This is a genomic window from Vasconcelosia minhoensis LEGE 07310, from assembly GCF_015207255.1.
GTDB classification, from domain to species: domain Bacteria; phylum Cyanobacteriota; class Cyanobacteriia; order Phormidesmidales; family Phormidesmidaceae; genus Vasconcelosia; species Vasconcelosia minhoensis.
Window position 1 is genome coordinate 59,977 of sequence record NZ_JADEXG010000004.1, and the last position, 25,198, is coordinate 85,174.

Annotated in this window: 25 protein-coding genes; 9 read left to right on the forward strand and 16 right to left on the reverse strand. The window is 56.6% G+C overall.

What is annotated here, in order from left to right; genetic code table 11:
• The first annotated feature begins 41 nt into the window (after positions 1-41).
• Both IQ241_RS02895 and IQ241_RS02900 read left to right on the forward strand, forming a co-directional pair.
• A complete protein-coding gene (locus IQ241_RS02895; protein WP_228021314.1) occupies positions 42-2,273 on the forward strand; it encodes an ATP-binding protein in 2,232 nt (743 codons plus the stop codon).
• 148 nt (positions 2,274-2,421) lie between these two features.
• On the forward strand, positions 2,422-5,247 hold the full coding sequence (locus tag IQ241_RS02900; RefSeq protein WP_193904913.1) for a protein kinase domain-containing protein: 2,826 nt from the start codon (positions 2,422-2,424) through the stop codon (positions 5,245-5,247).
• Positions 5,248-5,321: 74 nt separating this feature from the next.
• Here the strand turns inward: IQ241_RS02900 and IQ241_RS02905 are convergent, their stop codons facing one another.
• From IQ241_RS02905 to IQ241_RS02935, 8 genes are all read right to left on the reverse strand, one after another.
• Entirely contained in the window at positions 5,322-5,483 is a 162-nt protein-coding gene (locus tag IQ241_RS02905) for an ASCH domain-containing protein (protein WP_193904914.1), read from the reverse strand.
• Between the two features lie 25 nt (positions 5,484-5,508).
• Positions 5,509-6,150, reverse strand: a complete 642-nt coding sequence (locus IQ241_RS02910; RefSeq protein WP_193904915.1) for a glutathione S-transferase family protein — start codon at positions 6,148-6,150, stop codon at positions 5,509-5,511.
• A 32-nt stretch (positions 6,151-6,182) separates the two neighbouring features.
• Positions 6,183-6,677 carry an SRPBCC domain-containing protein gene (locus IQ241_RS02915; RefSeq protein ID WP_193904916.1) on the reverse strand — a complete coding sequence of 165 codons (495 nt, stop codon included), beginning with the start codon at positions 6,675-6,677 and terminating at the stop codon, positions 6,183-6,185.
• A complete protein-coding gene (locus tag IQ241_RS25335) occupies positions 6,674-6,985 on the reverse strand; it encodes a GNAT family N-acetyltransferase (protein ID WP_322743553.1) in 312 nt (103 codons plus the stop codon). Before IQ241_RS25335 ends, IQ241_RS02915 begins: the two co-directional genes overlap by 4 nt.
• Positions 6,943-7,245 carry a hypothetical protein gene (locus IQ241_RS25340; RefSeq protein WP_228021316.1) on the reverse strand — a complete coding sequence of 101 codons (303 nt, stop codon included), beginning with the start codon at positions 7,243-7,245 and terminating at the stop codon, positions 6,943-6,945. The genes IQ241_RS25335 and IQ241_RS25340 overlap by 43 nt, the downstream gene beginning before the upstream one ends.
• A 26-nt stretch (positions 7,246-7,271) precedes the next feature.
• Positions 7,272-7,535 carry a dihydrofolate reductase family protein gene (locus IQ241_RS02925; protein WP_322743554.1) on the reverse strand — a complete coding sequence of 88 codons (264 nt, stop codon included), beginning with the start codon at positions 7,533-7,535 and terminating at the stop codon, positions 7,272-7,274.
• A 77-nt stretch (positions 7,536-7,612) separates the two neighbouring features.
• Positions 7,613-8,524, reverse strand: coding sequence for an acyl-CoA dehydrogenase family protein (locus tag IQ241_RS02930; protein ID WP_193904918.1), 912 nt, complete (start codon positions 8,522-8,524; stop codon positions 7,613-7,615).
• 28 nt (positions 8,525-8,552) lie between these two features.
• On the reverse strand, positions 8,553-8,720 hold the full coding sequence (locus IQ241_RS02935; protein WP_193904919.1) for a hypothetical protein: 168 nt from the start codon (positions 8,718-8,720) through the stop codon (positions 8,553-8,555).
• A 344-nt stretch (positions 8,721-9,064) separates the two neighbouring features.
• On the opposite strand from IQ241_RS02935, the gene IQ241_RS02940 reads away from it, so the two are divergent.
• Both IQ241_RS02940 and IQ241_RS02945 read left to right on the forward strand, forming a co-directional pair.
• Positions 9,065-9,406, forward strand: a complete 342-nt coding sequence (locus IQ241_RS02940; RefSeq protein WP_193904920.1) for a zinc ribbon domain-containing protein — start codon at positions 9,065-9,067, stop codon at positions 9,404-9,406.
• Between the two features lie 203 nt (positions 9,407-9,609).
• Positions 9,610-10,665: a hypothetical protein gene (locus IQ241_RS02945; protein ID WP_193904921.1), complete on the forward strand. Its 1,056-nt coding sequence runs from the start codon at positions 9,610-9,612 to the stop codon at positions 10,663-10,665.
• Positions 10,666-10,801: 136 nt separating this feature from the next.
• Here IQ241_RS02945 and IQ241_RS02950 read toward each other — a convergent pair whose 3' ends face one another.
• The 3 genes from IQ241_RS02950 to IQ241_RS02960 all read right to left on the reverse strand — a co-directional run bounded on the left by IQ241_RS02950 (position 10,802) and on the right by IQ241_RS02960 (position 12,947).
• A complete protein-coding gene (locus tag IQ241_RS02950; protein ID WP_193904922.1) occupies positions 10,802-11,161 on the reverse strand; it encodes a hypothetical protein in 360 nt (119 codons plus the stop codon).
• Positions 11,162-11,278: 117 nt separating this feature from the next.
• Positions 11,279-12,640, reverse strand: a complete 1,362-nt coding sequence (locus IQ241_RS02955) for a mechanosensitive ion channel family protein (protein ID WP_322743555.1) — start codon at positions 12,638-12,640, stop codon at positions 11,279-11,281.
• 124 nt (positions 12,641-12,764) lie between these two features.
• The gene (locus IQ241_RS02960) at positions 12,765-12,947 is read right to left on the reverse strand and encodes a CsbD family protein (protein ID WP_193904923.1); all 183 of its coding nucleotides are present in this window, start codon (positions 12,945-12,947) and stop codon (positions 12,765-12,767) included.
• Between the two features lie 482 nt (positions 12,948-13,429).
• Between IQ241_RS02960 and IQ241_RS02965 the strand changes: the two genes are divergently transcribed.
• Together IQ241_RS02965 and IQ241_RS02970 are read left to right on the forward strand one after the other, a co-directional pair.
• On the forward strand, positions 13,430-13,924 hold the full coding sequence (locus IQ241_RS02965) for a hypothetical protein (RefSeq protein ID WP_193904924.1): 495 nt from the start codon (positions 13,430-13,432) through the stop codon (positions 13,922-13,924).
• Positions 13,925-14,067: 143 nt separating this feature from the next.
• A complete protein-coding gene (locus tag IQ241_RS02970; protein WP_322743556.1) occupies positions 14,068-15,225 on the forward strand; it encodes a TIGR00341 family protein in 1,158 nt (385 codons plus the stop codon).
• Between the two features lie 9 nt (positions 15,226-15,234).
• Here the strand turns inward: IQ241_RS02970 and IQ241_RS02975 are convergent, their stop codons facing one another.
• Genes IQ241_RS02975 through IQ241_RS02990 form a run of 4 tightly spaced genes read right to left on the reverse strand, consistent with a single transcriptional unit; the run spans position 15,235 to position 19,428 of the window.
• Entirely contained in the window at positions 15,235-15,867 is a 633-nt protein-coding gene (locus tag IQ241_RS02975) for a DUF4340 domain-containing protein (RefSeq protein ID WP_193904925.1), read from the reverse strand.
• 12 nt (positions 15,868-15,879) lie between these two features.
• A complete protein-coding gene (locus IQ241_RS02980; protein ID WP_193904926.1) occupies positions 15,880-17,490 on the reverse strand; it encodes a GldG family protein in 1,611 nt (536 codons plus the stop codon).
• Positions 17,491-17,528: 38 nt separating this feature from the next.
• On the reverse strand, positions 17,529-18,335 hold the full coding sequence (locus IQ241_RS02985) for an ABC transporter permease (protein WP_193904927.1): 807 nt from the start codon (positions 18,333-18,335) through the stop codon (positions 17,529-17,531).
• Positions 18,328-19,428, reverse strand: coding sequence for an ABC transporter ATP-binding protein (locus IQ241_RS02990; protein WP_193904928.1), 1,101 nt, complete (start codon positions 19,426-19,428; stop codon positions 18,328-18,330). Before IQ241_RS02990 ends, IQ241_RS02985 begins: the two co-directional genes overlap by 8 nt.
• A gap of 198 nt (positions 19,429-19,626) precedes the next feature.
• Here IQ241_RS02990 and cobU point away from each other — a divergent pair, with 198 nt between their 5' ends.
• Positions 19,627-20,169 carry a bifunctional adenosylcobinamide kinase/adenosylcobinamide-phosphate guanylyltransferase gene (cobU, locus tag IQ241_RS02995; protein WP_193904929.1) on the forward strand — a complete coding sequence of 181 codons (543 nt, stop codon included), beginning with the start codon at positions 19,627-19,629 and terminating at the stop codon, positions 20,167-20,169.
• Between the two features lie 63 nt (positions 20,170-20,232).
• Positions 20,233-20,646 (forward strand): hypothetical protein, encoded by a 414-nt coding sequence (locus IQ241_RS03000; protein WP_193904930.1) that lies wholly within the window; start codon positions 20,233-20,235, stop codon positions 20,644-20,646.
• 2 nt (positions 20,647-20,648) lie between these two features.
• Here IQ241_RS03000 and IQ241_RS03005 read toward each other — a convergent pair whose 3' ends face one another.
• A complete protein-coding gene (locus IQ241_RS03005) occupies positions 20,649-21,587 on the reverse strand; it encodes a ribonuclease Z (protein WP_193904931.1) in 939 nt (312 codons plus the stop codon).
• 464 nt (positions 21,588-22,051) lie between these two features.
• Between IQ241_RS03005 and polA the strand changes: the two genes are divergently transcribed.
• A complete protein-coding gene (gene polA, locus IQ241_RS03010) occupies positions 22,052-24,973 on the forward strand; it encodes a DNA polymerase I (protein WP_193904932.1) in 2,922 nt (973 codons plus the stop codon).
• Positions 24,974-25,198 lie beyond the last annotated feature (225 nt).

The following is a 25,198-nucleotide window of genomic DNA, read 5'->3' on the forward strand; positions in this document are numbered from 1 at the left end:
TGTCAGTAGTTCCCCTGATACCCCTTTGCCGACTGCCTACGATGCAATTCAAAAGCCCGTTTAGCCGGATGCTTCAGGCTAAGACCAAGTCTGCTCTGAGCGAGACCAGGCCTTCCCGGTCATCCCCGCTGGGACGGCAGCTACCCCTACGTTCAATTTTAGTCGTTCCCTTCCTGCTGCAAATTTCAGCGGCGGTGGGGCTGACCGGCTATTTTTCCCTGCGAAATGGTCGAACTGCTGTCAATGATTTGGCGGCTCAGCTGATCGCTAGAACCGACCAGCTGGTGGATCAGCAGCTCGTCAGCTATCTCTCCCTGCCCCCAAAAGTCAATCAGCTCAATGCCGACTTGCTCCAGAGGAGGATCGTCGAACCCGATGATGCAGATACCCTGAGTAGCCTTTTCTGGAAAGAGGCCAAAACCTATGGACAGCTGGATTATATTGCGCTGACCCTGCCCAACGGCAAATATATCGGTGCTGGAGATTGGCTGAGTGAACCCGGAATAGAGATTGATATCGTCGCTGCCGACGGTGTGGGTCGTACCTATTCGGTCGATAGCCAGGGCCAGCGGCAGGCAATCATCGATCAGTACGAATACTTTCCTAAAGCAGAACCCTTTTACTATCAAACTGTCGAAGCTCAGAAACCGATGTGGACGCTGGTTCTAGAACAATTTGATACATTGGCTCAAAACGATCCCGTCTATATTGCGGCCAATGCCAACTTGCCGGTCTATAATTCGGCGAATCAGCTGCTGGGCGTACTGTCAGTTGACCTGAGACTCTCTAACATCAGCGACTTTCTAGCCAATTTAGAGCTTAGCCAAAACAGCCAGGTTTTTATTATGCAGCGCAATGGCGATTTGGTGGCTAGCTCCAATGGACAACCGCTTTACCAGTCAGTCAATGGCGAACCGCAGCGGCTCAATGCGCTAGACAGTACAGACAGCTTGACCCAGGCGACTACCCGCGCTTTGCAAGAGCGGTTTGACCTACAGAATATCGAGCAAGAGCAGTCTTTGATACTGCCGCTGCAGGGCCAGCGCCGATATCTTCATATTCGCCCTTGGCGTGATGCAGACGGTCTCGACTGGCTCGTGGTGACAGTAGTGCCAGAGTCTGACTTTATGGCTCAAATTCAGGCCAATACGCGGACGACTATTTTGCTGTGCTTAGGGGCTTTAGCCATCGCCAGCGTTTTAGGCCTCTATACTTCTCACTGGATTGTTCAGTCTGTTTGGCAGCTAGACCGGGCAGCGCGGGCGATCTCCAGGGGAGACCTGAACCAACAGGTTCAAAAGTCCAGCATTCAAGAATTTTCTAGCCTGGGCCAAACCTTCAACCAGATGGCCAAACAGCTTCAGGAATCTTTTGAAACTTTGGAAGAGCGGGTCGAAGAGCGGACGCAGACGCTTTCCAATACGCTCGTAGAGCTTCAGCAAGCTCAGACACAGCTGATCCAAACTGAGAAAATGTCGAGCCTGGGTCAGCTGGTTGCTGGCGTTGCCCATGAAATTAACAATCCGATTAGCTTTATCTATGGCAACTTGGAACCCGCAAAAGAATACGCCCAGGACCTGATTCTTTTATTGCAGCATTACCAAAGCGAATGTCCCCAGCCGAGCCCGGTCATTCAAGCCTTTATTCAGGAAATTGACCTTGTCTATCTGCAATCAGATTTTCTCAAGGTGCTGAACTCAATGGAACTGGGTGCTGAGCGGATTACCGAGATTGTCCGCTCGCTCAAGATTTTTTCAAGACAAGACGAATCTGATGTCAAAACGGTTGATATTCACGAAGGAATCGACAGCACATTGCTGATTCTGAGCAGTCAGCTCAAAGCCCAAAATTGGCGTCCTGCTATTGAAGTTATTCAAGACTATGGCGATCTACCCCCAGTGAGCTGCTATCCAGGGCAGCTGAATCAGGTATTTATGAATATTCTTGCTAACGCCATCGATGCCATCGACGAAAGCCTTGAGCGGGCTGGCCCGATAGCCGTCCCTCAAATTACCATCCGCACTCAGGCTACGTTAAACCAGGCAATCATTCGTATTGCTGACAACGGCCTTGGCATACCGGAAAACGTTCGGGTCAAGCTATTTGACCCGTTCTTTACGACTAAGCCGGTGGGCAAAGGGACGGGTCTGGGCCTTTCAATTAGCTACCAAATTATCACTGAGCGGCACGGCGGGCAGCTCACCTGCTGGTCTAAACCAGGACAGGGGACGGAATTCGCGATCGCAATTCCCCTCACCCTTCCAACTCGCTGAGCCCTCAAATACCCTATCGCCAAAGGCTAGCCGCCCCCAATATTCTCGGCAGGCAATCCTAAACTGACAATCATGACGATGGGTAATAGACGTTATCCCTAGACCGCTACCATACTTAGGGAAGATGACTATGGCCAATTAAACCCATATGATCAGGCTGCTGGCGGGTCACTATCAGGTTCAAAAGCCGCTGGGCAAAGGGGGGTTCGGCGAAACCTTTCTAGCCCAGGATTTGCACCTGCCGACGCAGCCGCTCTGTGTGGTCAAGCAGCTGAAGCCGCAGTTTCGCGAAGCTGCGGCTCTGGTCACCGCGCGGCGGCTGTTTGACCTGGAAGCCCAAACGCTATACCAGCTGGGACGCCACAACCAGATCCCGCAGTTGCTGGCCCATTTTGAAGAAAATGGTGAGTTTTATCTGGTTCAAGAATTTATCGAAGGTCCGTCGCTGCACCAGGTCCTCCAGCAGCGTCGCTATCTCGGTCAGCCCGAAGCGCAACTCCTGCTGCGCGACCTGCTGCCTGTCCTGACGTTCATCCAGCAGCAGCAGGTGATTCACCGCGACATCAAACCGGCCAACATTATTCTGCGACAGGGCGATGGTAAGCCGGTACTGATTGACTTTGGCGCGGTCAAGCAAATGAGTACCCGGCTCGCCGACTCGGGGTTCACGATCAGCATCGGCTCATCGGGCTATATGCCCGCTGAGCAGCAGGCTGGGCAGCCGCGCCCCAGCAGCGACCTCTACGCCCTGGGGATGACCTGTTTGCAGGCACTGACCGGACTCACCCCGCAGAAGCTGCCGCGCGATCGCGACACTGAAGAAGTAGATCTCAGCCAGCTGCCCAACGGGCTGAGACTAGAGGAGAATCTGGCCGCAGTGCTGGCCAGAATGGTGCGCTATGACTACCGCGATCGCTACCCCGATGCAGCAGCAACGCTTCAGGCGTTGGAAATCTCGCAGGCTTCACCAATGCCAGGCCCGGACCGTCTGTCCGTCATTACCGAGAGCCAGCGGCCCGGGTCGTCTGTAACAGTAGCGCAAACGGCGCTGGGTAACTCGGCAGATCCGACGGTTCATATGACCACGGCAGCTCCAGACAGTCTCAGCAGTCGGGAGTATCGCAACCGTCAGGCCCTGCTCAACAAGGTTAGAAACTATTGGATCAGGGGCGTTTTAGAAAATTCGTTGCTTGACCAGATCCAGCTGGTGCTAGGACTAGAAGAACATCCCCAGGCGGTGAGTACGCCCTGGAATATTGAAGTTAAAATCCAGGACCAGCCTCGGACCGAGCTGCCTACTCACGCCTCGGTGCTCTCCATTTTTGACCAGATGGGAACCGGGCGGACGCTGCTGATTTTAGGCGAGCCTGGAGCGGGCAAGACGACTACGCTGTTGCAGCTGGCCCGAGAGCTGGTCAGCCGGGCCGAGCAAAACAGTTATCAGCTGCTGCCAGTGGTCTTAAATCTGTCTTCTTGGGGCAGCCACCAGCCCTACTTTGGGCAGTGGATCGTCGAGGAGCTTAATGCCAAGTATCAGGTGCCCAAGCCGGTCGGTCGCTCCTGGGTCGAGCAGCAACATCTGCTGCTCTTACTCGACGGGCTAGATGAGGTTTCGCTTGAAAACCGAGAGGCCTGTGTACTTGCGCTCAACCAGTTTCAGCAGCAGTTTGCTACCGAGCTGGTCGTCTGCTGCCGCCGCCGCGATTACGATGGGCTGAGCCAGCGACTCCAGCTGCAAACTGCCCTGTATCTGCAAGCCCTGTCTCCCAATCAGGTCCAGACCTACCTGGAACAGCTCCAGTTCGACCTCAGCGGCTTACAGCAGTGGCTCACCGCCGACACCCCGATGCAGACATTAGCCCGATCGCCGCTGATGCTTAACATTATGGTGCTAGCCTACCGCGACCTCACCCCCAGCGGTATCCCCGCCACCCGTTCTTTGGAAGAGCAGCGGCGGCGACTGTTTGACCGCTATATTGCCCAAATGTTGGAGCGTCGGGGCCGCGATCGCTATTCCCGGCAGCAGATGCTCAACGGACTACGCTGGCTGGCGCGCCAGCTCACCCACTCAGGCCAGACGATCTTCTTAATCGAACGGCTACAGCCGCAGTGGTTGCATCGCTCCGGCGACCGTTTCCTCTACCGCGCGGTGTCCTCTCTGCTCGCAGGTCTAGGCTTCGGGCTGAGCTATGGTATCTTCAGCCAGATTGGCATCGGTATTGCTGAAGTCGGCTGGTGGGGTGACCTGCGGCCTTACTGGCTTGACAGCTTACATATGATTTTGATTTACAGCCCGCTCGTAGGGTTGGCGATTTCGCTACTGCCCGCCCAGGTCAGGCCGATCGAAACGCTGAACTGGTCCTGGCGACAGGCGCTGCCGGGAACGCTGCTCTGGCTCCTGATCGGGACCGCGATTGGGCTAGGTGGTGGGCTGATTGTTGACATCGTTGAACCCGCTCTGATGGGAGCACCCATTCGTCATACTGGAGAGTCTTGGACTGCCTGGATCGCCGCTCACTTACTGCCCTTTGACGGGGTGAACGGCGGTATCGCCGGGACCGTTTTTGGCCTCACCAACGGGCTCAGGGGGTCAGAGGTGGAGACCAAAATTATTCCCAATCAGGCGATCTGGCGGTCGGTGAACAGTGCGGTGTATTTTGCGATCGCGGGCAGCTTCACCGGCGGGATTGCTGGTGCCCTGCTCGGCAGACCGTTCGACACCCCAATTCACATCAGCCTCATCAACGGCCTCAGCGTCGGGTTGCTGTCAGGTTTCCTCGGCGGCGGCGGCCTGGCGGCGCTGAAGCATTTTGTCCTAAGGCTGCTGCTCTACCGTCGCGGACAGATTCCCTGGAACTACAGCCGCTTTCTGGAACAGGCTACCGCCCACGCTTTTCTACAGAAGGTCGGCGGCGGTTATATCTTTATCCATCGCCTGCTGCTAGAGCATTTTGCCCAGCTGCCCAAAAGCTGACTCGCTCTGATCCTAAAACCTGACGTTACGTAAGGCACAAGGGGAAATTCAGGCCGACGGAACTGACCAGATTTTTACCCAGTCTTGGTGCCTGCTAGAACCAGCTGACCCAGTTCTTTGGCGAGTTCGGGCGTATCTCCAAACTGGTCAGTCAGATAGCTGCAATCGGTCTTTACGCCGGGTAATAGAGTTTGAAGATAGCGTTGCCAATATTGTTCAATTTGAAAATGGTTCATGATGACTGCACTGCGTATAAATTCACTACCAACGGCGCTCTAAAATGGCTCGAATGTTGGGTAGGGCAGCCGCGATCGCGTCAGGCGTATAGGCCGTTTGCTGCCAGCTCTGCCGCTGAGCCAGCCGCGCTGACCAGGCCCTCAGGCGGGGATAGCTATCCAGGGGCAGAGACGGCACCAGCGTCCCCGCGACAATATCGGCTAGCGTGAAGGCTTCTCCGGCAAAGTAAGGGCGCTGGTCGAGCAGCTTTTCCAAAAATTGCAGGATAACGGTCACTCGCTGCTGAGCCGCTTCAAGCTTCTGAGGAGCAACCTCTAGTCCGACCATGGGTCGAGTGAGGGGAATCGTCTCCGGTTGTAGCTCTACTACGGTGATGGTTTCAACCATCCGCACCCTAGCCACAGCGCCAGGGTCGCTCGGCATCAGGGAGGGCGTCGGATACATAGCTTCTAGATAGTCCAAAATGGCCAATGACTCCACCACCTGCAACCCGTCATCGACAATGGCGGGAACCCGCTGGAGCGGATTGATCGCAGCAAATTCATCGCTGAACTGGTCCCCATCTAAGTTGACTAAAATAGATTCGAAGGGAATTTGCTTTTCCAGCAAGGTAATCCAGACTCGACGAGCATTGACAGAAATAGGATTGTAGTAAAACTTCAGCATATTGACTCCGATTAGATCGTTATCCTTTGATCTCAGTAGCAGAACTTCTCACATCGCGCCTTCAGGGCTTGGTCAAAGTCGAGATAGCCCTGTCGGCTGACGCAGTAGATGCCGCGCCAGGCCAGAAAAGGAATGAGTAGGCCAGAATTTTCGTGGATCTGGCTAAATCGACTGTGCCGATCGTCAATTGCTTCAAATTTGAACGTATGGCGAACGGTGAACAGAATGGGGGCGGCAAAATGGCCCTGCCAGACGAAGCATCGGGGTGACTCAATCTCTAGAAATTGAGCCGTAATCCAATGCTGGCCAAACTGACTCAGGTCTTCTAAAAATTGAATCGATTTTCCAACCGCGAACTGGGCGTGCGCTTCCAGCACAAACGGATTCCACTCTGGGTAGGCTTCAAAGTCAGTCACCTGCTCCCAGACGACCTGACGCGGGGCCTGAATCACGACTGCCGTTGTCCAGCCGTTTATCAGTGCCATGCGCTGTTGCAGACTGGGACGAGTTGAGACATGAAGAGTCATGGTTCTTTCCTAAACTGGATTGATTGAGCAACAGGAAGCGTACGGCGAAAAACATATACCTCGTGGGTTTTGTTGCCATAAGGACGTGGTGGCGTCTTGCGGATAACCTCGAAGCCCATGCGCTGCCAGAACTGTCTGCCTGGCGCGTTGGCCGCGATCGCGCATAGCGAAACAGACCTCCCCCCCTGTCCCACAAGCCACCGTTCGAACGTGCGATAGAAGTCAGCGCCCAATCCTTGCCCCCGCTGCTCGGGTGCCAGCAGCATCAGCCCAATCCACCAGGTTTGGTCGTCAGGATAGTGCTGCACGGCCACAATCGCGCCGACCAAGCGATCGCCATGTCAAACAGCCCTACGACCTGAATATCCTCGACAGCCTTGCCGTCGGGCAATTCCTCAAACTCTGCCTGAGCGGCTGTCGGGACGGCAGGAACACCGTTGGTCATGACAAAAAAGTCAGCGCATTGCTCGAAGAGACCCTGGAGGACTCCGGCTGCTTGAGGGGTGAGCTGGCTGACGGCATAGTCACGGCGCTCTGATACCAGCCTGAATGACGATAAAGCAGTCATGTTGACCTCACATTGATTTGATTTCATCAGTTGCCCACCCGATACTGCAAACGAACGACTCCCCCAGCGTAGGTTTTGCTGTTTGTCAGCTCTAGCGGCGTTTGGGGGATCGTCTGAGCAAACAGTGGAATCCCTGTCCCCATCAAAAATGGATTGACTTTGACAATCAGCCGGTCAATCAGGCGGGCGGCAAACAGCGCTGCCGCCAAATTGGCTCCCCCGCAAAGCCAAATACCTTTGCCGTTTTCTGCCTTCAGGCTGCTGACCTGAGCAATCGCATGATCAGACACCAGGATGACAGCCTGATCTAGGCTCGCTGGCAGACTACGGGAAAAAAGATACTGCCTCAAATGGGCGTAGGGACTCGTTACCCCTGGGTAAGCGCGATCGCGCCCTGGAGCTGAGCCCACAGTTCACCATAGCGCCGTAGCAGATAGGGATCCTCCGCTGCCGTTTCTACCGCTGCCGTTTCCCAGGGACGAGCCTGGGTGCGAGTATAGGCCTGAGCCGCCGCCAGGGCACCCTCAGCAATGCCTTGGAAAATAGCGGACTGCACCAGCATGCCACCAATTCCCAGCCCGGTCGGGAAGGCGCTTTCCAGGTTTGGCGGCGGCCCCAGCAGTTCGGCTGGCTCAACCCGCACTGATTCAAAGGTAAAGCTGCCGCTGGCGGTGCGGCGCTGTCCCAGGGTATCCCAGTCGTGGTTATAGGTCAGGCCGGGTCGGTCGCTTGGGAGCACAAACATGACTGGCAGCGGATTTCCCGGCTGGGTCGCAGCGCAGATCATCCGATCGGCCACCACGGCCCCAGTACAGAAGGTTTTTACGCCGCTGGCCCGAAAGCCATCGCCGTCGGCCTCCAACGTCAGCCGCAGGTCGCGGGTGTTGATGGCGTTAGCCCAAAAGTGATTGTGCTGGGCTGTGTCGCGATAGTAGCGAACGGTTTGCTCAGCGGTGCCGATCAAATGGGGCACGACAGAGAGCAGCAGATGATAGCCGTAGAGCTGGGCCGCAGAGCTATCGGTTTTAGCCAGGGCTTTGACGATATCCATCGCCTCTGACCAGCTAGCGCCGGTGCCGCCGTAGGCTTTGGGCACCACCAGCGGCAGCAGTCCGGCAGCTCGAAGACACCGCACTTCTGGACTGGGGCTGCCCGCGATCGCGTCTCGCTCCTGTACGGTATGGCGAAGCTCGTTTGCAACTTCAGCAGCGGTGACCGCGTAATCTCTATTTCGAAAATAATCGCCTGTAATTTTAGAGGGGTTTAAAGCAATCGTCATAATCTCTTTGTTCCTTTAGGATATTTGGCTAACTAAAATCGGCAGCAGCGTAGTAGCGCTGCTCCAGCCAAGCGCGCAGACCTGCTTCGGAGACACCTCGGATGCGCTGCTGGGTTACCGGGTCGTAGGCATCAAACAGGGTTTGGCCGTCTTGGGAAGAGCGGGCTTGGATTCTGGGATCCTGGCAAGTTGTCAATGCCTGAACCCATTGATTCAGCAAGAAGCGAAACCCTCTAGCCAACCTGTTCTGACCTGAGCCTTGATACTGCTGGGAGGCAACAGCTCAAGGGTTTCATATAGGGTTTTGGTGTTCATCGTTCTAATTTTGATGACTTATGCTTTGTAAGTTAGTCAGCAATCGAGAATTAGTCGGGAATAGACGAGCGCTGATGGCGCGATTCTGCATCGGGATGGGCTGAAACGGCCTCTGAAATGTCTAAGCTGCTATGCCTGAGATGCGTCAGCGTACGATTAGCGGCTGGAGCATCTATGCTGGAGACAGCTGTTTTTTGGCCCGCTTTTTAGAGGCCGCTGAATTTCATGGCTGACTGCCCTCGCTGCCACCACACCATTTCTAGCTCTACCGTTCGCTGTCCTCAGTGCGGTTTAGAGCTCAAGGCCCACGGACATCCCGGCATCACGCTCTATCGGGCAGAGGGAGATACGGCGCTGTGCGATTGCTGTGTCTACGACGCCGACGACAGCTGCACCTTTCCCCAGCGGCCCCATGCTCAGACCTGCACCCTATTTCAAGATATTGCGGTGGCAAACGCGCCGGTCCCGACCGATGAGGTCTACCGGATTCCCTGGTGGCGCAAGCATCGGGGCTGGGTAGCGCTAGCCGTTTTGCTGGGGATTAGCCTGATTATTGCGCTGCTGTAGACACAGCTGGGTGAATTAGGGTTTTCGGCGAGGGTGACTTTCATTACGGCGACCTCCATCACTATTGAGGGATGTATGAAAAACCTGACTAAGCTTATATCTGTATCTTAGGATCTTAGGGTTTCTTTCAGGCGGTTCAGAATAGGCCAGCCTGCTCACAGCCCAAACCTTGAAAATTTAGATTGATTTGAGCATTCAAATTTATGAAAAAGCGACTTACGTTTCTCGGTACTGCCAGCCTGCTTGCGCTGGTGGGTTTGACGGCCCGACCGGCAATTGCTCAGCGGGTGGTCGAAGTGACGCCCAGCGTTAGCGCAGAGAGCGCTTCAGCTGATTCGCTGATCTCTGGCCTGTTTGAAACCAGTAACGGCAGCCAGGTCGATGTCAGCTCGGTCGAAATCTTTGTCGATGGGCAGGATGTCACCGCCGAGAGTTCAATTACGGCCAACTTCTTTAGCTATCGCCCGACCCAGCCGCTGCGACCGGGGCAGCATCAGGTGCAGGTGGAGTACAGCAATACCCAGGGCCAGCGCCGCGTTGCTAGCTGGGACTTCACGATCGCGGCCCCCGAGCCCGAAGTCGCCATCAGCTCAGTCACCCACAACGCTACCGAGCCGCTAGCTCAGAACGCGACGCTGCTGACGACGATTAACGGCACCCCCGGCGCTCAGGCTTGGGTTTTGCTGATTGAAAACGGTCAGCGCCTCCGCGAACTCCCCGCCGAAGAGGTTTCGCCAGGGGTCTACGTGGCGACCTATTCGCTTCAGGGTCAGAGCGCGGTAGGTGAAGCGATCGCGGTGGGTCAGCTGCAGCAGGGGGAGGCCCGAATCCTGGCTGCCGCGCCGCAGCCGGTGCGAATCAGCGCCACCGCCGCATCAACCGACGCCGTCCAGACGGAGGACCTAGACGCGACGGCGGCGGATACCAACTCAGCCGGGGGCCTGAAGCCGCAGTTTACCAGCCACAGCAGCGGCGATCGAATTAGCGATCGCGGCTTTACGCTAGTCGGACAAACTCTGCCTAATGCCCAAGTTGAAATTAAGGTGACCGCCAGCACCTCGGTGCTCGGCGGTGTCGTCAACGTGGGTTCCACCCGGCTGGTGGAGGAAACCGTTACGGCGGATGGCAACGGTGAATTTCGAGTAGAGGTGCCATCACCGCTAGTCATCGGGTCGGGAACGCGATACCAGGCCGAGGCCCTGGCCCGGCTCGGCGATCAGACCAGCTCAATCACGCAGCTGATGCTAGAGCAGGAGTAGGGGGACTGTAGAACCTGAATTTTAGAGCTGTCGAAACGAGAAAATTTAAAAAGGCGGAGCCAGAAATACTTGCTCCGCCTTTTGCACATTTGAATGGGACGATTAAGCTAACCGCTCACCGGGGTTGGTGAGATTGTTAGATGATGCCGACGCCTTTGCCACGATCGTCTTCTTCGCTACTGAGCTTGCCCTGTTCTTCGTTCTGATTCACTTCACGCACTTCCTCCGTTCGCTCAGCCGTGGCGGCCTCTTCGGCTTCTCGGAGATCGCCAGGCTTTTCAACGTACATTTCGGGTTCGACGGCATAGTTATTCGTCAGCCCTTCGCTATCGGTCGTGTAGCCATCGGTTGTTTCTAGATCGCTCTGTTTTTTTTCGGGTTTATCTTTAAAGTCCGCTTCCTCGCGCTCCTTGCGAGCAGCAGTTTCGGCTGGCACAATGCCGCGGTCATAGGTGTCCGCAGATGCATCATGGGGATTATTCTGAGGATTTGTCATGGGTTGCCTCAATTCTTAAACAGTTTAAATATCCAGCCCTTAGACAGAGCCCAAGAACTGCATGTAAGCTCAATGGTGAAGCACCACCGCTGCGAGCGCCTCTATCCTTGAGCAGAATTACTCTTCTCCTGCCTCTGCCGTTAGAGTGATTTTACTGGAACCGCCGCCCGGAAGGCTGATCGGAGCATTGCGAAAAGCCAGCGTATAGATTTCAGTCGGCATTTCAATATCAGCGGTTTCCAATGCTTCTTTGATAGCTTGGGTGACAATCGAGGTGGATTCTAAGAAATCTGCCTTGCGCGACTTGACCCAAAAGCGGGCCTCCAGATTGACGGTACTGGCCGCCAGTTCACGCACTAGCACCTCCGGCCTGGGTTCTGGCTGGATGCCCTTAGCCTGGAACACCGCCTGCTCAATCACCCGCTGTGCTTTGGCAATATCCGCATCGTAGTCAATGCCAACCATCACGGCGCTGCGCCGCAGTGCCGACGCGGTATGGTTGATCACGCTGGCCTGAAAGACCTCCTGATTGGGAATATAGACAACGCTGCCGTCATAGGTCGTCATCGTGGTTGCTCGCAGCTGCACCTGGGTAATCGTGCCTTCATAGTCTTCAATCACCACCTGGTCGCCGATCCGAAAAGGTCGAGCGGCTAGCAAAATCACGCCTGAAATGTAGTTACTGAGCACATCCTTTAGGCTGAAGCCAATGGCGACGCTGGTCAGCCCCAGCGCCCCTAAAAGTGCGCCAAAGTCCAGCCCTAGCACGCCCAGCGCCACGACCGTGCCTAAAATCCAGATGCCGCCATATCCCAGCCGCCCGACCAGGACTTCGGTATTGTGGTCGCCCTCCGTTTGCTGAGCCCAGCGAAAGGCTGCGTAGCGGACACCTTTAGCAATCAGCCAGGTGACAATCAGGACGACAAAGGCGCCGACTAAGGCCGGGATATGGTCAATCGTATTGCGACCCAGCTGGCGCAGCGTTCCATTTAGCCGCTGGACCACATCAATGGCCAGGGGAGGCTTATCGATAGTCTGATTCAGCCGCTCGGTCCAGCGCTCGGCTAGCTCATCGACGCTCGCCCCAAAATCCTGCGCGTCCTGATCGGTGACGGTCATCAGAACGCGGTTATTGAACTGAAGCGTAACCAGGTTACGAGCGGAGTCGCGCTCAATGGTGACGCGATCGCCCGCTTCAGCATTGGCCAGCACGCCAGCCAGCCGTCGGTTAATGATATCGGCTCGCTCTCTAGCGCTGAGGTCGCTGAGGCTACCCACCTGAAAAACGGGCTGGCCGCGCACCAGCACATCGGCAAAGTAGAGCCCGTCGCTGGGGGCCTCTGCTGCTGGCTCGGTGGGCTCGGTTGGAACGGGCTCGGCGGGTTCGGCTTCCTGGGCCAGACTGGGACTGATAGGAACGATTAACAGCTCAAGCGCGATCGCACAGCCTGCCAGCCGTAAAATTCTTTGCCTCAGCACTCAGACCTCCAAACGCTAACCAATTTTAATAAAAAACCGGTCAATTCCACTAAAAGCAGGGAGCCTGAGTGTTCTACCCAGGCTCCCCGTAATGGTGAAAGCTTACCGACAAACTAGCTTAAACTTAGTCCAGCTTTTGCTTAACGTTATCTTTCACATCTTCTTTGGCATGTCTAGCTTCACCTTCGACCTGCTTGGCCTTACCAGCAGCCTGATCTTCGGGATCGCCAGTAACGTTACCCAGGGCTTCCTGAGCTTTTCCTTCAACGTTTTTAGCAGTTGCTTTTGCTCTTTCTTCAGCGCTCATAAATCAATTACCTCAATTTTATCTAAACAGTAAATGGAGCCTTTAATAAATAGCTCCTACTAAAAATAACTTATTCAAATAGCGTTCTTACAACCTCCTTCACTTGGTAGAGAAAACAGAAAGCGTCAGTATGACTTTTGACTGCGCTCGATGTAAAAGCTGTGTTTAGGTATAGGCTATGACCGCCATAAACCAGATAAAACAGGCCGCTAGACCCATTTCTAAACCAATATTTCAACTTTTTATTTCAACTTTAATTGATTGACATCTATTACTTTAGAAAGATGAAAATTTTTAGCAAAAGCCCCCTGAGGAAGATGGCCGCGGCTTTATTGGGTGAGTAGTATGGCTTCAAGGTCATCAAGAATAGTGATTTCCCAAATACCCTCTAGGCGCTTAAACGAGTTGTTCCAAAACTCACTAAAGCTGCTGTGAAATGGCCCAGGTTTAAAACACTGATAGCTCAGGAGACTACTTTAATCATGACTCAGAATCCCAACGAACCCTATATCGACCCCAATACGGTCAAAGGCCGCCCGGCAACTTCTGAGGAGCAAGCCTACCGCGACGGCTATGCCAGCGGCCGCGTTAACGAGGATAGAGCCCAGGCTAATTTGCGTATTCAAAGGGACGCAGACAGCCGAGCTCGGGCCAGCAACGATGCGGCCAGCGGTCTGCTGATCGGCGTCCTGGTCGCGCTGATTGCCGCGGCGATCGGCGGGATCGCCTTTTACCTGAGTCGCGATACAGCCGTACCCGAAACCCAGGCCCCTACGGAAAACAACACCGTGATCGAGACTCCTCAAGTAGAGCCCCCCGAGGTCGAAGTGCCTGATGTGAACGTCACTGTTCCAGACGTCAACATTACGGCCCCTGAAGCGCCTGCTCCCGAAGCGCCTGCTCCCGAAGCGCCGTCAGAACCGGTCGAAGCAGCGCCGCCAGAGCCAGTTGAGGCTGTACCCGAAGCCAGCAATTAATCCTTAAGGTCGTTCAGCTGTTCGTGCCTATTGCCCCATCTGCCATGCAGATGGGGCTTTTACAACAGCCTGTTTCAACCTCATCGGGCAAAGCTATGATAGGTCTACCTTGCGATCGCGCTCTCCTACGCGAGTCCTGAATAGTGTTCAACAAGACGGAGCCGCCCCAGCCCAAAAAGCCGTTAAAAAACAAGCAGCAGCCGGTGGGAGCCGTCCCGACAAAGCGTCGCTCACCGCTGGCCCTGCTGCGCTTCTACTTGCCCCAGCGCTATCACCGCCCAGTGATCAGAACGCTGCGCCGGTTTCGCACAACCTGGGCCAAAAACAGCGGCGATTGGAAATGGCTGGAAGGCCGTCCGGTTTCCCTAGCCAATCTCAACCGCAGCCTGTGGCGCGGCTCCAACCCTTCGCTTAACTACTATACGCTGCTGTTTTTGTCTGGCGTGATTTCGGCTCTGGGGCTGCTGGCGGGTAGCGCTGCGACGATCATCGGCGCAATGATTGTCGCCCCGCTGATGGGACCGATTACGGGGATTGCCTTTGCCGTTTCGATGAACAACCGACGACTGCTCAAGCGTTCGGGTATGTCGCTGCTGACGGGCGCAGTCCTCACCGTTCTAACCGCCTATCTGATTTGTGAGACGCTGGGATTGACGACCCTCAATCCAGAAATTACGGCTCGTACCCGTCCGACGCTGATTGACCTCGCGATCGCGCTAGCTGCTGGCTCGGCTGGCGCCTTTGCCAAAACCCGCCGCGACGTGGCCGATGCGCTACCGGGAGTCGCAATTGCGGTTGCTCTAGTACCGCCACTTAGCGTCGTCGGCATTGGTATAGCCATGAGTTCTCGCTCGGTGACGGTAGGTTCGACGCTGCTGTTTTTGACCAACTTAGCCGGGATTATCCTCAGCGGCGGCCTGGTTTTTGTCTGGCAGCAGTATGGTTCGCTCAACCGGGCTCGCCGGGGGCTAATTGCCTCCAGTCTGCTACTAACCATTTTGGGCATTCCCCTGGGTCTGTCGCTGCGGAAGCTGGTGGTCGAAGAGCAGTCCCGCACCCAGATTAGCCACCTGGTGCGAGACTACATGCTGACCTTTCAGGGAACTGATATTCAATCTTTGAGTGTTGAATCTGACCCCGACCGGCTAATTGTAGACCTGGCCATCGCGGCCCCCCGTGATACCTTTTCAGAATCCCAAATCCGGCAGGCCAGGCAATTTCTAGCAGCTGAGCTAGATCGCCCGGTCGAGCTCAATGTTCGCGTGTTTCCAGTCCGAGAATTTTCCGTACCTGCTGAGTAACGCTGCCGACTATTGTTCCTCAGCGGGCAAGGCTGTAGGCTCCCCATCAGCGGGTTCTGAAACCAGCCAATCCTGAGCCGGACGCGCGATCGCGCTCGCTAGCCCATTGGAGACAGTATGAATTGTGACCTCCTCAGTCCCGGCTGCTTCAGCCGCTGCCTCAGCCGCAGTTCCATCCTCGGGGGCCAGCGTCTGAACGTAGAGCGTATTGCCGCTAAATTCTGGAGCGCCCACCCGCAGCCGATAGATTTTGCCATTGGCTAGCTTGAACTCGACGGTTGCCCTGGGCTGATCGAGGCCAAACTCGGCCAGGTCACCAGCCGCAACGGTGAGCGTCTGGCTGGTGGGTTTACCGGTCAGAAAGTCGAGCAGGTAAGCAACCGCTGCCGGTTCTACGGTGGCTTTTCTAGGCGCCTTCATCTGCCAGCCGGTGGCTGTATTTTCGAGCAAAATTTCGGCATCCAGACGCTGTAGAAACAGTTCTTGAATATCGGCTTCGGTAAAGGCAAAGAGCGGCTCTGCCATTGTCGCCGCTTCCTGCCGGTTGAGCTCCTCGCTGCGCTGGTTTTCGTAGATCAATACGCTGCCGCTGAGCGCGATCGCGGTCACAAACAAAACGAGCGTACTGCGCTGTAGCTTCATCCCTCTCCCTCTTTAGCGTCGTCGCGCCCAGGTGGCCCCGGCTGCTGACAGCCCGGCCAGCGGCAGCACAACCAGCACCAGCACCGTTAGCAAAATCTGCTGTTCAACCGTCATCACAATCCGCCGATCGGTCGCCTGCTTGGGCCGAATCGACAGCGTCTGACGGTCGGTCTTACTCAGCCAGCCCATGGCGTTTAGAAAAACATCCCCATTCAGCTGGCGATTGAAGTAGCCATCGGCTGCAAAACTAGAATTACCAATGATGACTAAACGCGCTTCGGGTCGCGCTTCGGACGGGTTGAGCTCAGATGATTCTGGAGCCGACTCGGCATTGGGGGCTTCATTGGGGGCTTCAGCAGCCCGGCTGAGCGCTACTCCTAGGATAAACGGTCCCTCGGGGGATGGGCTATCGTCCGCCTCCAGCTCGCCAGTCTCGGAAATGGGCTGAGCATGGCTCTGCGGGGCAGTTAGCAGCAGCGGCGTCTGGCTGACGCCCTCGACAGGCTGCATCCGCAGCGGTCGCGCCAGCGGGTAGAACGATCGACCATTGTCCAACGCTTGGGTAATCGGATGGTCACCGTAGGTTGTAACTAGCGGTGCCGCTGGTCCCAGACCGACCAGCTGGCCACCGCCCGAGGTATCGATCACAACCTGATCCGCCAGCTCAATCCCCCAGTCGGCAAACAGCGCATCTAGCCCCGTTTCTACGTTTGGGTCAATCAGAGCCATCAGGCTGCCGCCCGTTTCGAGATAGCGACGAATCGCATTAACTTCGCTATCAAACAGCGCCTGCTGTGGCCTAGCCAAAACCAAGATGGCCGCGTCCTGAGGGATATTGTTCTCCGTATCAGCCAGGTTTAGCGGTTCGACCTGATAGTTTTCCTCTTCTAGACGGGTGACCGCTTCGGACAGGCCAGCCTCAGTCCCGTCGATACGGTATTCGCCATGTCCTTGCAGCATGTAGGCCTTAGGCAGCTCAGTTTGGGCCAGCTGACTGAGCTTATTCGTTAGCAGCCGCTCCGACAGCGGTTCCTCAGGACTCACCCGCTGAACTAAAAGCTGTCGCTCACCGGCCTGAACATAGACTTCGCCAGGGGCCTGTAAGCCAAATTCCTGAGCCAGCCGAGGCCGGGCAATAGGATCGACATATTCATAGATCAGGTCGGGATTGACCCGCCGATAGCTGTTCAACAGCTGCTGGTCAGCCGGGTTAGGTCGGGGATCAAAAATCACCACCCGGGCTGGCGAGTCTAACGCCTCTAACACCGTGCGAGAGGCCGGAGCCAGGGTAAATAGCTGTCCCTCGGTGAGGTCTATCCGGGTGTCGTATTGCGCTCCCAAAAAGTTGGTCAGCCCCAGAATGACCAGCACTGAGAGCACCGACAGCGTGGCGTTAGTACTAGCCTGAGTGGACCGCCGCTGCCAGAAGCCCTCAAGGAAATGCTTGCCCCAGGTCAGGCTAGCCGCCAGGCTCACCGCGATCATCGCCAGGCCCAGCCAGAATAGGGTAACGGACAGCACCGTCCAGTTCGCCAGCAGCCCAGCCACCAGGCCAGCGGTGGTCAGCGTTATTCCCGGCCAGACGAAGTAGGTCAGATAGCCCTGGTATCGTTTGAAATTCATAACGGCAGTGTTGGTCAGCTAGACAGAAGGAAGCCATGCTAGTTGCGCTGGAAGCGGAGGGTTTCGATCGACTGGGCGGTGAGGAACAGGCCCAGAACAATGTAGGACAAAAACAGAATTAGGCCGCTGCTGTCGAACACGCCCTGGACAAAGTCGGTGTAGTGGGTCAGCAGGGAAAGATAGCCCACCGCATCTCCCCATGCCCCGGGCAGACCGTTACCGATCGCATCTATCACCCACAGCAGCAGCACCAAGCCAAAGGTCAAAATCGCCGCCAGCACCGTGCTGGCCGTCAGCGATGAGACAAACATGCCCAAGGACAGCACGCTAGTCGCCAGCAGCACCAGTCCGGCATGGCCCATTAGCATAATCGCCGGGTCCAAGGGCGGCTCGGAAGCGCTCAGCGCGATCGCTTCTGACAGCAGCAGCGGTAGCAGCATCGTGATGTAAAAGGTCACGACTCCCAGCAGCTTGCCCAGGGCTACAGCCCAGTTGGTGACGGGCGACGTGGCCAGCAGCTCCAGCGTTCCCTGCTTGCGTTCGTCGGCATAGAGCCCCATGGATAGCATCGGCAGCACAAACAGCGATAGCGCTCCTAGAACATCGAGATAGTACTGGAGAAACTGGTAGGGCAGGTCAATCGGCGGCACGGCTCCCATACTCTCAGCCGTCGCAACCTGGGCAATCAGCCCCCCTTGAGAAAACAAAATAGCGACCAGAAAAAAGCCGCCGATCAGCCAGAAAACTGCGGCAATCAGATAGGCCAGCGGCGAGAAAAAGTAGCTTTGCAGCTCCCGCCGGTAGATTGCCAGGATATTCGTGAGTAGAATCCGGGCTCTATTCATCAGCGGTGGGCTCCTCGGCGATCAGGTCTTCAGAGTCTGTGGATTCTGAAAGTTCTGTAGGCTCTGGGAATTCTATTGGCTCTGGAATTTCTGTGGACTCTGGTTGTGCCGCCGTGTTTACCGGGTCTACGTCTGCGGCGGGCGGCTCTTCCGGCGGCAGCAGCGGCTGCTCTTGCACCGTCAGGTTGATAAACACGTCCTCCAGGCTAGCCTGATTGCGCCCTAGCTCAAACAGGTCCAGTCCGGCCTGAACCAGGCGGGTCGCGATCGCGCTTCCCGGATCGTCTCCTTCTGTCACCAGCTGAAAGGTATGCCGCCCCGGTGCGGTCATGGGCCGAGGCTCAACCTGCGTCACCCCCGGTACCGACTGGAGCACCTCTAACGCCCGCTGCGGATCACCACCAATTTCGACCGCATAGCCGTGGCCCGTCCGCGCCATCAGGTTTTGGGGCGTATCGGTCGCGACGATCTCGCCCCGGTCGATAATCGTGACGCGATCGCAGGTCATACTCACCTCAGGCAGAATATGGGTCGAGAGGATGATCGTATGCTGGCCAGCCAGGCCCTTGATTAGATTGCGGACGTCGATAATCTGGCGTGGGTCTAGACCGGCGGTGGGCTCGTCTAGGATAATCACCGGCGGATCGTGAACGATCGCCTGAGCCAGACCCACCCGCTGCCGAAAACCTTTGGACAGCTTGCGAATCATCACCCGGCGCTGATTTGTCAGATTACAGCGTTCGAGGGCAGCGGCGATGCGAGCGGCGCGATCGCCCGCCGCAACACCTTTAATCCGAGCCACAAAAAATAGAAAGCCCTCGACCGTCATCTCGGGATAGAGCGGCGGCGTCTCGGGCAGATAGCCAATCCGCTGGCGCACGGCCATCGAATCGGCGTGGACTTCGTAGTCGGCAACGCGAGCCGTGCCGCTGCTGGCGGGCAGATATCCTGCCAGAATGCGCATGGTGGTGGTTTTTCCCGCCCCGTTTGGCCCTAGCAGACCCAGGATCTCTCCCGGCTCCACCTGGAAGGTCAGGTCCTGTATCGCCACGGTTGACCCGTAGGACTTACTCAACCGTTCGACTTCAATCATGCCGATCCTTCAGCCCATTTCATCCCAAGTAAACCATCCTGTACAGACTGCCGAATCAACATTTTGCCACTGCCGCGTAACTAGCAGGTTAAATTGATATGGACCTGATGTGGACTTCTGCTAACTTGCGGCCGTCTTTTGGACGCTTTGGAGTCCCTATTCTAACGTGAGCAATCTTTTGTCTAGAGGCTAGCCGCAGTGTCTGTAACGCTGATCACTGGCCCGGCCCGCTCCGGCAAAAGCGAATGGGCCGAGCATCTAGCCGCCCAGGCAGCGGCTGGGGTAATCTACGTCGCCACCGCTCAGAACGATCCAAGCGATCGCGAATGGCAGCAGCGGATTGAGCAGCACCGGCAGCGACGTCCCAAACATTGGCAGGTGAGAGAAGTGCCGGTAGACCTGACTGGCGTCCTTCGGCAGGCAGATTCCGAACGCTGCTTGCTGATCGACTCGCTAGGGACCTGGCTGGCGAACCTGCTCGACCAGGATGAGGCAACCTGGCAGTGCACCCAGACTGAGCTGCTAGCGGCCCTTGAAGAGTTTCAGGCCGAGGTCATTCTAGTCGCTGAAGAAACCGGCTGGGGGCTAGTGCCGGCCTATCCGGCAGGGCGAGTGTTTCGCGATCGCTTAGGCAGGCTGACCCGGCGGGTGGGCGCGATCGCAGCCTCGGTCTATCTGGTTAGCGGGGGGTATGCGTTAGACCTGAAGCGTTTGGGGCGGGTGGTTCCGGGTGATGGGTGATGGAGTGTAGACGCGCTAGGATGAGTAGCAGAATTACCATTTTTATTGGCTTAAATTAGCGCTATGGCAAGTTCCGAACAGGTTAGAGACTATCTTGCCCACTGGTTTCAGCTGGGCAAGCGGGTTGTGCTCCGCAATGGTGAGACGATCCGCCCTGACCCAGTGATTCGGGGCGAACAGTGGAGCCCTGAATTTGACCAGTGCTGGTCTCAAATTATGCAGAATGAGGGCCGCGAGTGCTATTTGGAAGGGACTACGGAAACGATTGCGGAACTGCTCTCCGAAGGTTGGGAGGTCACAGCCTGTAGCCGCTGCGCGATGCCGATCGCGATGCCTGGGTTTATGAAAATTGACCCTGTTTGCCCCTGTAGCGACCTGTCTAACTGGCCTAACAATGAGGTTCCAGCTCCGCGTCAGCCCGTCCGCAGCCGCGATCGGCTGAGTCAGATTGGCAATCGCCTGCGCCAGGAAAATTAGGTCTAAGCCGCAGCGGGCGCTACATCACAGGTCAAAAAGTCCCGTGCCATCAGCGTATTGGGAAAAATTGCCTTGGCTTCAGCCAGCAAATCGTCGAGCTGTAAGGGATTCCCTGGTGCATAGCGGGGGCTGAAGTGGGTCATAATCAGCTGCTTGACCTGGGCGGCTAGCGCCACCTGGGCGGCCATGGTCGAGGTGGAATGCAGCCGCTGATAGGCCAGATCGGCGTCCTGATGGGCAAAGGTGGCTTCGTGGATCAGCACGTCGGCCTGGTCGGCTAGCTTAATCGCGTTTTCACAAAATACTGTATCGGTGCAGTACACCAGCTTGCGGCCAATAATCGGCGGGCCGCAGAGGTCGGCCCCGTGAATTTTTCGACCGTCGGGCAGCGTCACCACTTCTCCCCGTTTCAGCTGACCATAGACTGGCCCCGGCGGAATCCCCAGGGCGGCGGCGCGTTTCACGTCAAAATGGCCGGTGCGGTCTTTCTCGACAACGCGGTAGCCGTGGGCCGGAATCCGGTGCTTTAGCCGCTCGCAGCTGACGATGTAGTCGTCGTCTTCGTAAACCTTGCCCGGCTCGGTGGTATGGACGCGAATCGGGTAGGAGGAATGGGTTTGGGAATAGCGGCGGCAGGCTTGCAGATAGTCCTTCAGCTGGGGTGGGCCGTAGAGGTCGATGGGCTGCTGCTGATTGCCCGCCAGCCCGCAGCTGGCCAGCAGCCCCGGCAGGCCAAAAATGTGGTCGCCGTGCATGTGGGTGACAAAGATTCGGCGGATCTGGCTGGTCTTGAAGTCGCTGCGCAAAAACTGGTGCTGGGTGCCCTCGCCGCAGTCAAACAGCCAGACTTCAGCGCGCTGCGGCAGCCGCAGCGCCACGGCTGAGACATTGCGCGATCGCGTCGGCACGCCAGAGCTAGTTCCAAGAAAGGTAATTTGCAAAGCCGATATGAGTTAAAAAGTACGCCTATCCTATCTATAGTGGCAAAGATTCCAGAGAATAGGGGCGGCAATCTAAGCCCGTTTAAGCCGATGTAGGACAGCAGGGCGGGTCAAAGACTCGTGACATATTGACCATCTGACTGTTCTTTAGCGATCGGCTAATATTGCTGTCTACCGTGCCAGTACTGAATCTGGCGGATTTACCTGGTTGCCCAGGGGAAAAGATCGGTGCATTTACTTTGAAGATTTATTACGAATGGACTGTACTTCTTGATACAATAGCTGCCGGAGAACAGGCGATTTACCCCCGGGTAGCGTGTGGGAGCGCGCCGTCTGGTTTCCTCCAAGCTTGAGAGACCATCCTCAGTTTCAAAGTCGGCTGCCGCTAGCGGGGCCGATTTTTTATTGCGTTCCCACCGCTCGCGGTCTTAACCGATAATAGAGATGTCGCTCCAAACCGCGCCTTGACTGCTAAGCCTGCCGATAAACCCGTTTTGCTGCTTGTGGATGGCCATTCTCTGGCCTTTCGGTCGTACTATGCCTTTGCCAAGAGTCGCGAAGGCGGCCTGCGCACCTCGACGGGCATCCCGACCAGCGTCTGCTATGGCTTCCTCAAGTCCCTGACCGACATGATGGAGATTGAGCGGCCCGACTATGCGGCGGTGGCCTTCGACCTAGACCAGCCTACCTTTCGCCATGAGGCATCGGATTCCTATAAAGAAGGCCGGCTGGAAACCCCAGCGGAATTTACCGAAGATGTGGAAAATCTCAAGCAGCTGCTGACGGCCTTTGGTCTGCCAATCTTCGTCGAACCAGGCTACGAGGCCGATGACCTAATTGGGACGCTGGCGACGCGGGCGAAGCAGGCGGGCTACTGCGTCAGAATTTTAAGCGGCGACCAGGACCTGTTTCAGCTGATCGACACCGACGGGCAGATCAAGGTGTTCTACTTGGGCAGCACCTTTGCCAAGGGCAACGGCCTGGCTCGGGAATTCGGCCCGGCTGAGGTACAGGAAAAGCTGGAGATTCTGCCGGAACAGGTGGTGGACTACAAGGCCCTCTGCGGCGACGCGTCTGACAATATTCCCGGCGTCAAGGGGATTGGCAAGAAAACGGCGGTGAAGCTGCTGAGCGAATACGGCACGCTGGAAAACGTCTACGCCGCCCTGGGCGAGATCAAAGGGGCGGTGCAGAAAAAGCTGGAGGCGGGCAGAGAGGCCGCCGACCAGTCAAAATTTCTGGCAACGATTATGACCGATGTGCCAATCGAGACCGATCTGGCGACCTGTAAGCTCGAGGGCTTCAACCTCGAAGCCGTGATTCCAGCGCTGCAAAAGCTGGAGCTTCAGCATTTCGTCAATCGCCTCAGTCACCTCCAGGCGGCGTTTAGCGGCGAAGCGGCGGATCGAGAGCCGATGGGGGCAGCCGCGATCGCGTCCCAAGCGAGTCCTGACCCCGATTTTGAGTCGGAAGACCTCGCCTTTTTTACCGCTGAAGATACCGACCAGGTGGAGCAGATGGGCCTGCTCGCGGTCGATATCCAGCCCCAAGTTGTCGCTACCGAGGCGGCGCTGGCAGCGCTAGTGGAGCGGCTGAAGACGCATACCGACGCTGCCGCTCCCGTCGCCTGGGATACCGAGACTACCTCCCTGGATCCGCTCAGTGCTGAAATCGTCGGGATTGGCTGCTGCTGGGGAGACGCACCGCAGGACCTGGCCTATATTCCGGTTGGCCATACGACGGGTAAGCAGCTCGCTCGGGCCACCGTGCTCGACGCTTTGCGACCCATTCTAGAGAGCGCCGACTATCCCAAAGCCTTCCAAAACGCCAAGTACGATCGTCTGGTGCTAAAAACCGCCGGGCTGGAGCTAGCTGGGGTAGTCTTTGACCCGATGCTGGCCAGCTATGTGATCAACCCCGACGCCAGCCACAATCTGGGCGACCTCACCCTGCGCTATCTGGAGCTGACGGCGCAGAGCTATACCGACCTGGTGCCCAAGGGGAAAACGATTGCTGAAGTCGCGATCGCAAAAGTTGCCCAGTACTGCGGCAGCGATGTGCATACGACCTATCGGCTGGTACCGCTGCTCCAGGCTGACCTGGCGGCGAATCCCAAGCTAGAAGCGCTTTATCAAACGGTGGAGCTGCCGCTGGAGCCGGTGCTAGCCGAGATGGAGGCCCGGGGCATTCGGATTGACCAGGACTACCTCAAAACCTTTTCTCAGCAGCTCGATACGGACCTGGCCAAAATTGAAAAGCAGGCTTATGAATCGGCGGGGGAGACCTTTAATCTGGGTTCGCCGAAGCAGCTCAGTACGCTTCTGTTTGATACGTTGGGGCTCGACAAGCGCAAGTCCCGCAAAATGAAAACCGGCTACTCGACCGACGCGGCAACCCTGGAAAAGCTCCAGGACGACCATGCTGTCGTCCAGGCTATTGTCGAACATCGCACCCTGGCCAAGCTCAAATCGACCTACGTCGATGCTCTGCCAGCCCTGGTGCGGCCCGATACCCAGCGGGTGCATACGGACTTCAATCAGGCGGTGACCTCGACCGGTCGGCTTTCTTCTTCTAATCCCAACCTGCAAAATATCCCGATCCGCACCGCCTTTAGCCGGAAGATTCGGCTGGCCTTTGTGCCTGAGCCGGGCTGGCATTTGGTCGCCGCCGACTATTCCCAGATCGAGCTGCGGATTCTAGCCCATCTCAGCGGTGAGCCGGTGCTGGTCGAAGCCTACCGGAACAATGACGACGTCCACCGGCTGACGGCCACGCTGCTGCTGGAGAAAGATGACATCTCGGTAGAGGAGCGGCGGCTGGCTAAGATTATTAACTTCGGCGTGATTTACGGCATGGGCGCGTCCCGCTTTGCCCGCGAGACCGGCGTCAGCCGCGAGGAGGCCAAAACTTTTATCGACCGGTTTAACGAACGCTATCCCAAGGTTTTTGGCTACCTGCAGCAGATGCAGCGAGACGCGATCGCCCAGGGCTATGTCGAAACGATTCAGGGTCGGCGGCGCTACTTCAACTTTTCCAGCCGCAGCCTTCAGGCGCTGAAGGGCACCGACCCTCAGGCCGTTGACCTGAGCCAGATTCGTCCCAATGGCTACGACGCTGGCTCCCTCCGGGCCGCAGCCAATGCACCGATTCAGGGCTCCAGTGCCGATATTATTAAAATTGCTATGATCCGCCTGCACGAGCTGCTCAAGGACTACCAGGCCCGGCTGCTGCTACAGGTGCACGACGAGCTGCTCTTTGAGGTGCCGCCAGACGAATGGGCCGAACTCCAGCCCAAAATCGAGGCAACCATGGAGTCGGCAGTAGCGCTAACGGTGCCCTTAAAGGTGGAGGCCCACGCCGGTCAGAATTGGATGGAAGCGAAGTAGAGGAAAAAGGTTAGGACAAAAGGCTTTGAACCCATTCTTTAGCTTTAGGGCCGAGCTTTCTGGACAATTTGCTCCCCTGCCCTGGAAATTTCATAAATTCACAAATCCCAGGGCATTTAATAAAATATGACGAAGAAATATCCAGGGCTTTGCTCAATTGCCCAAAAATACTGAGATGATATGTAGCAGGGGAGACCGCTCTACGGAAATCAGCTTGGGTACTAC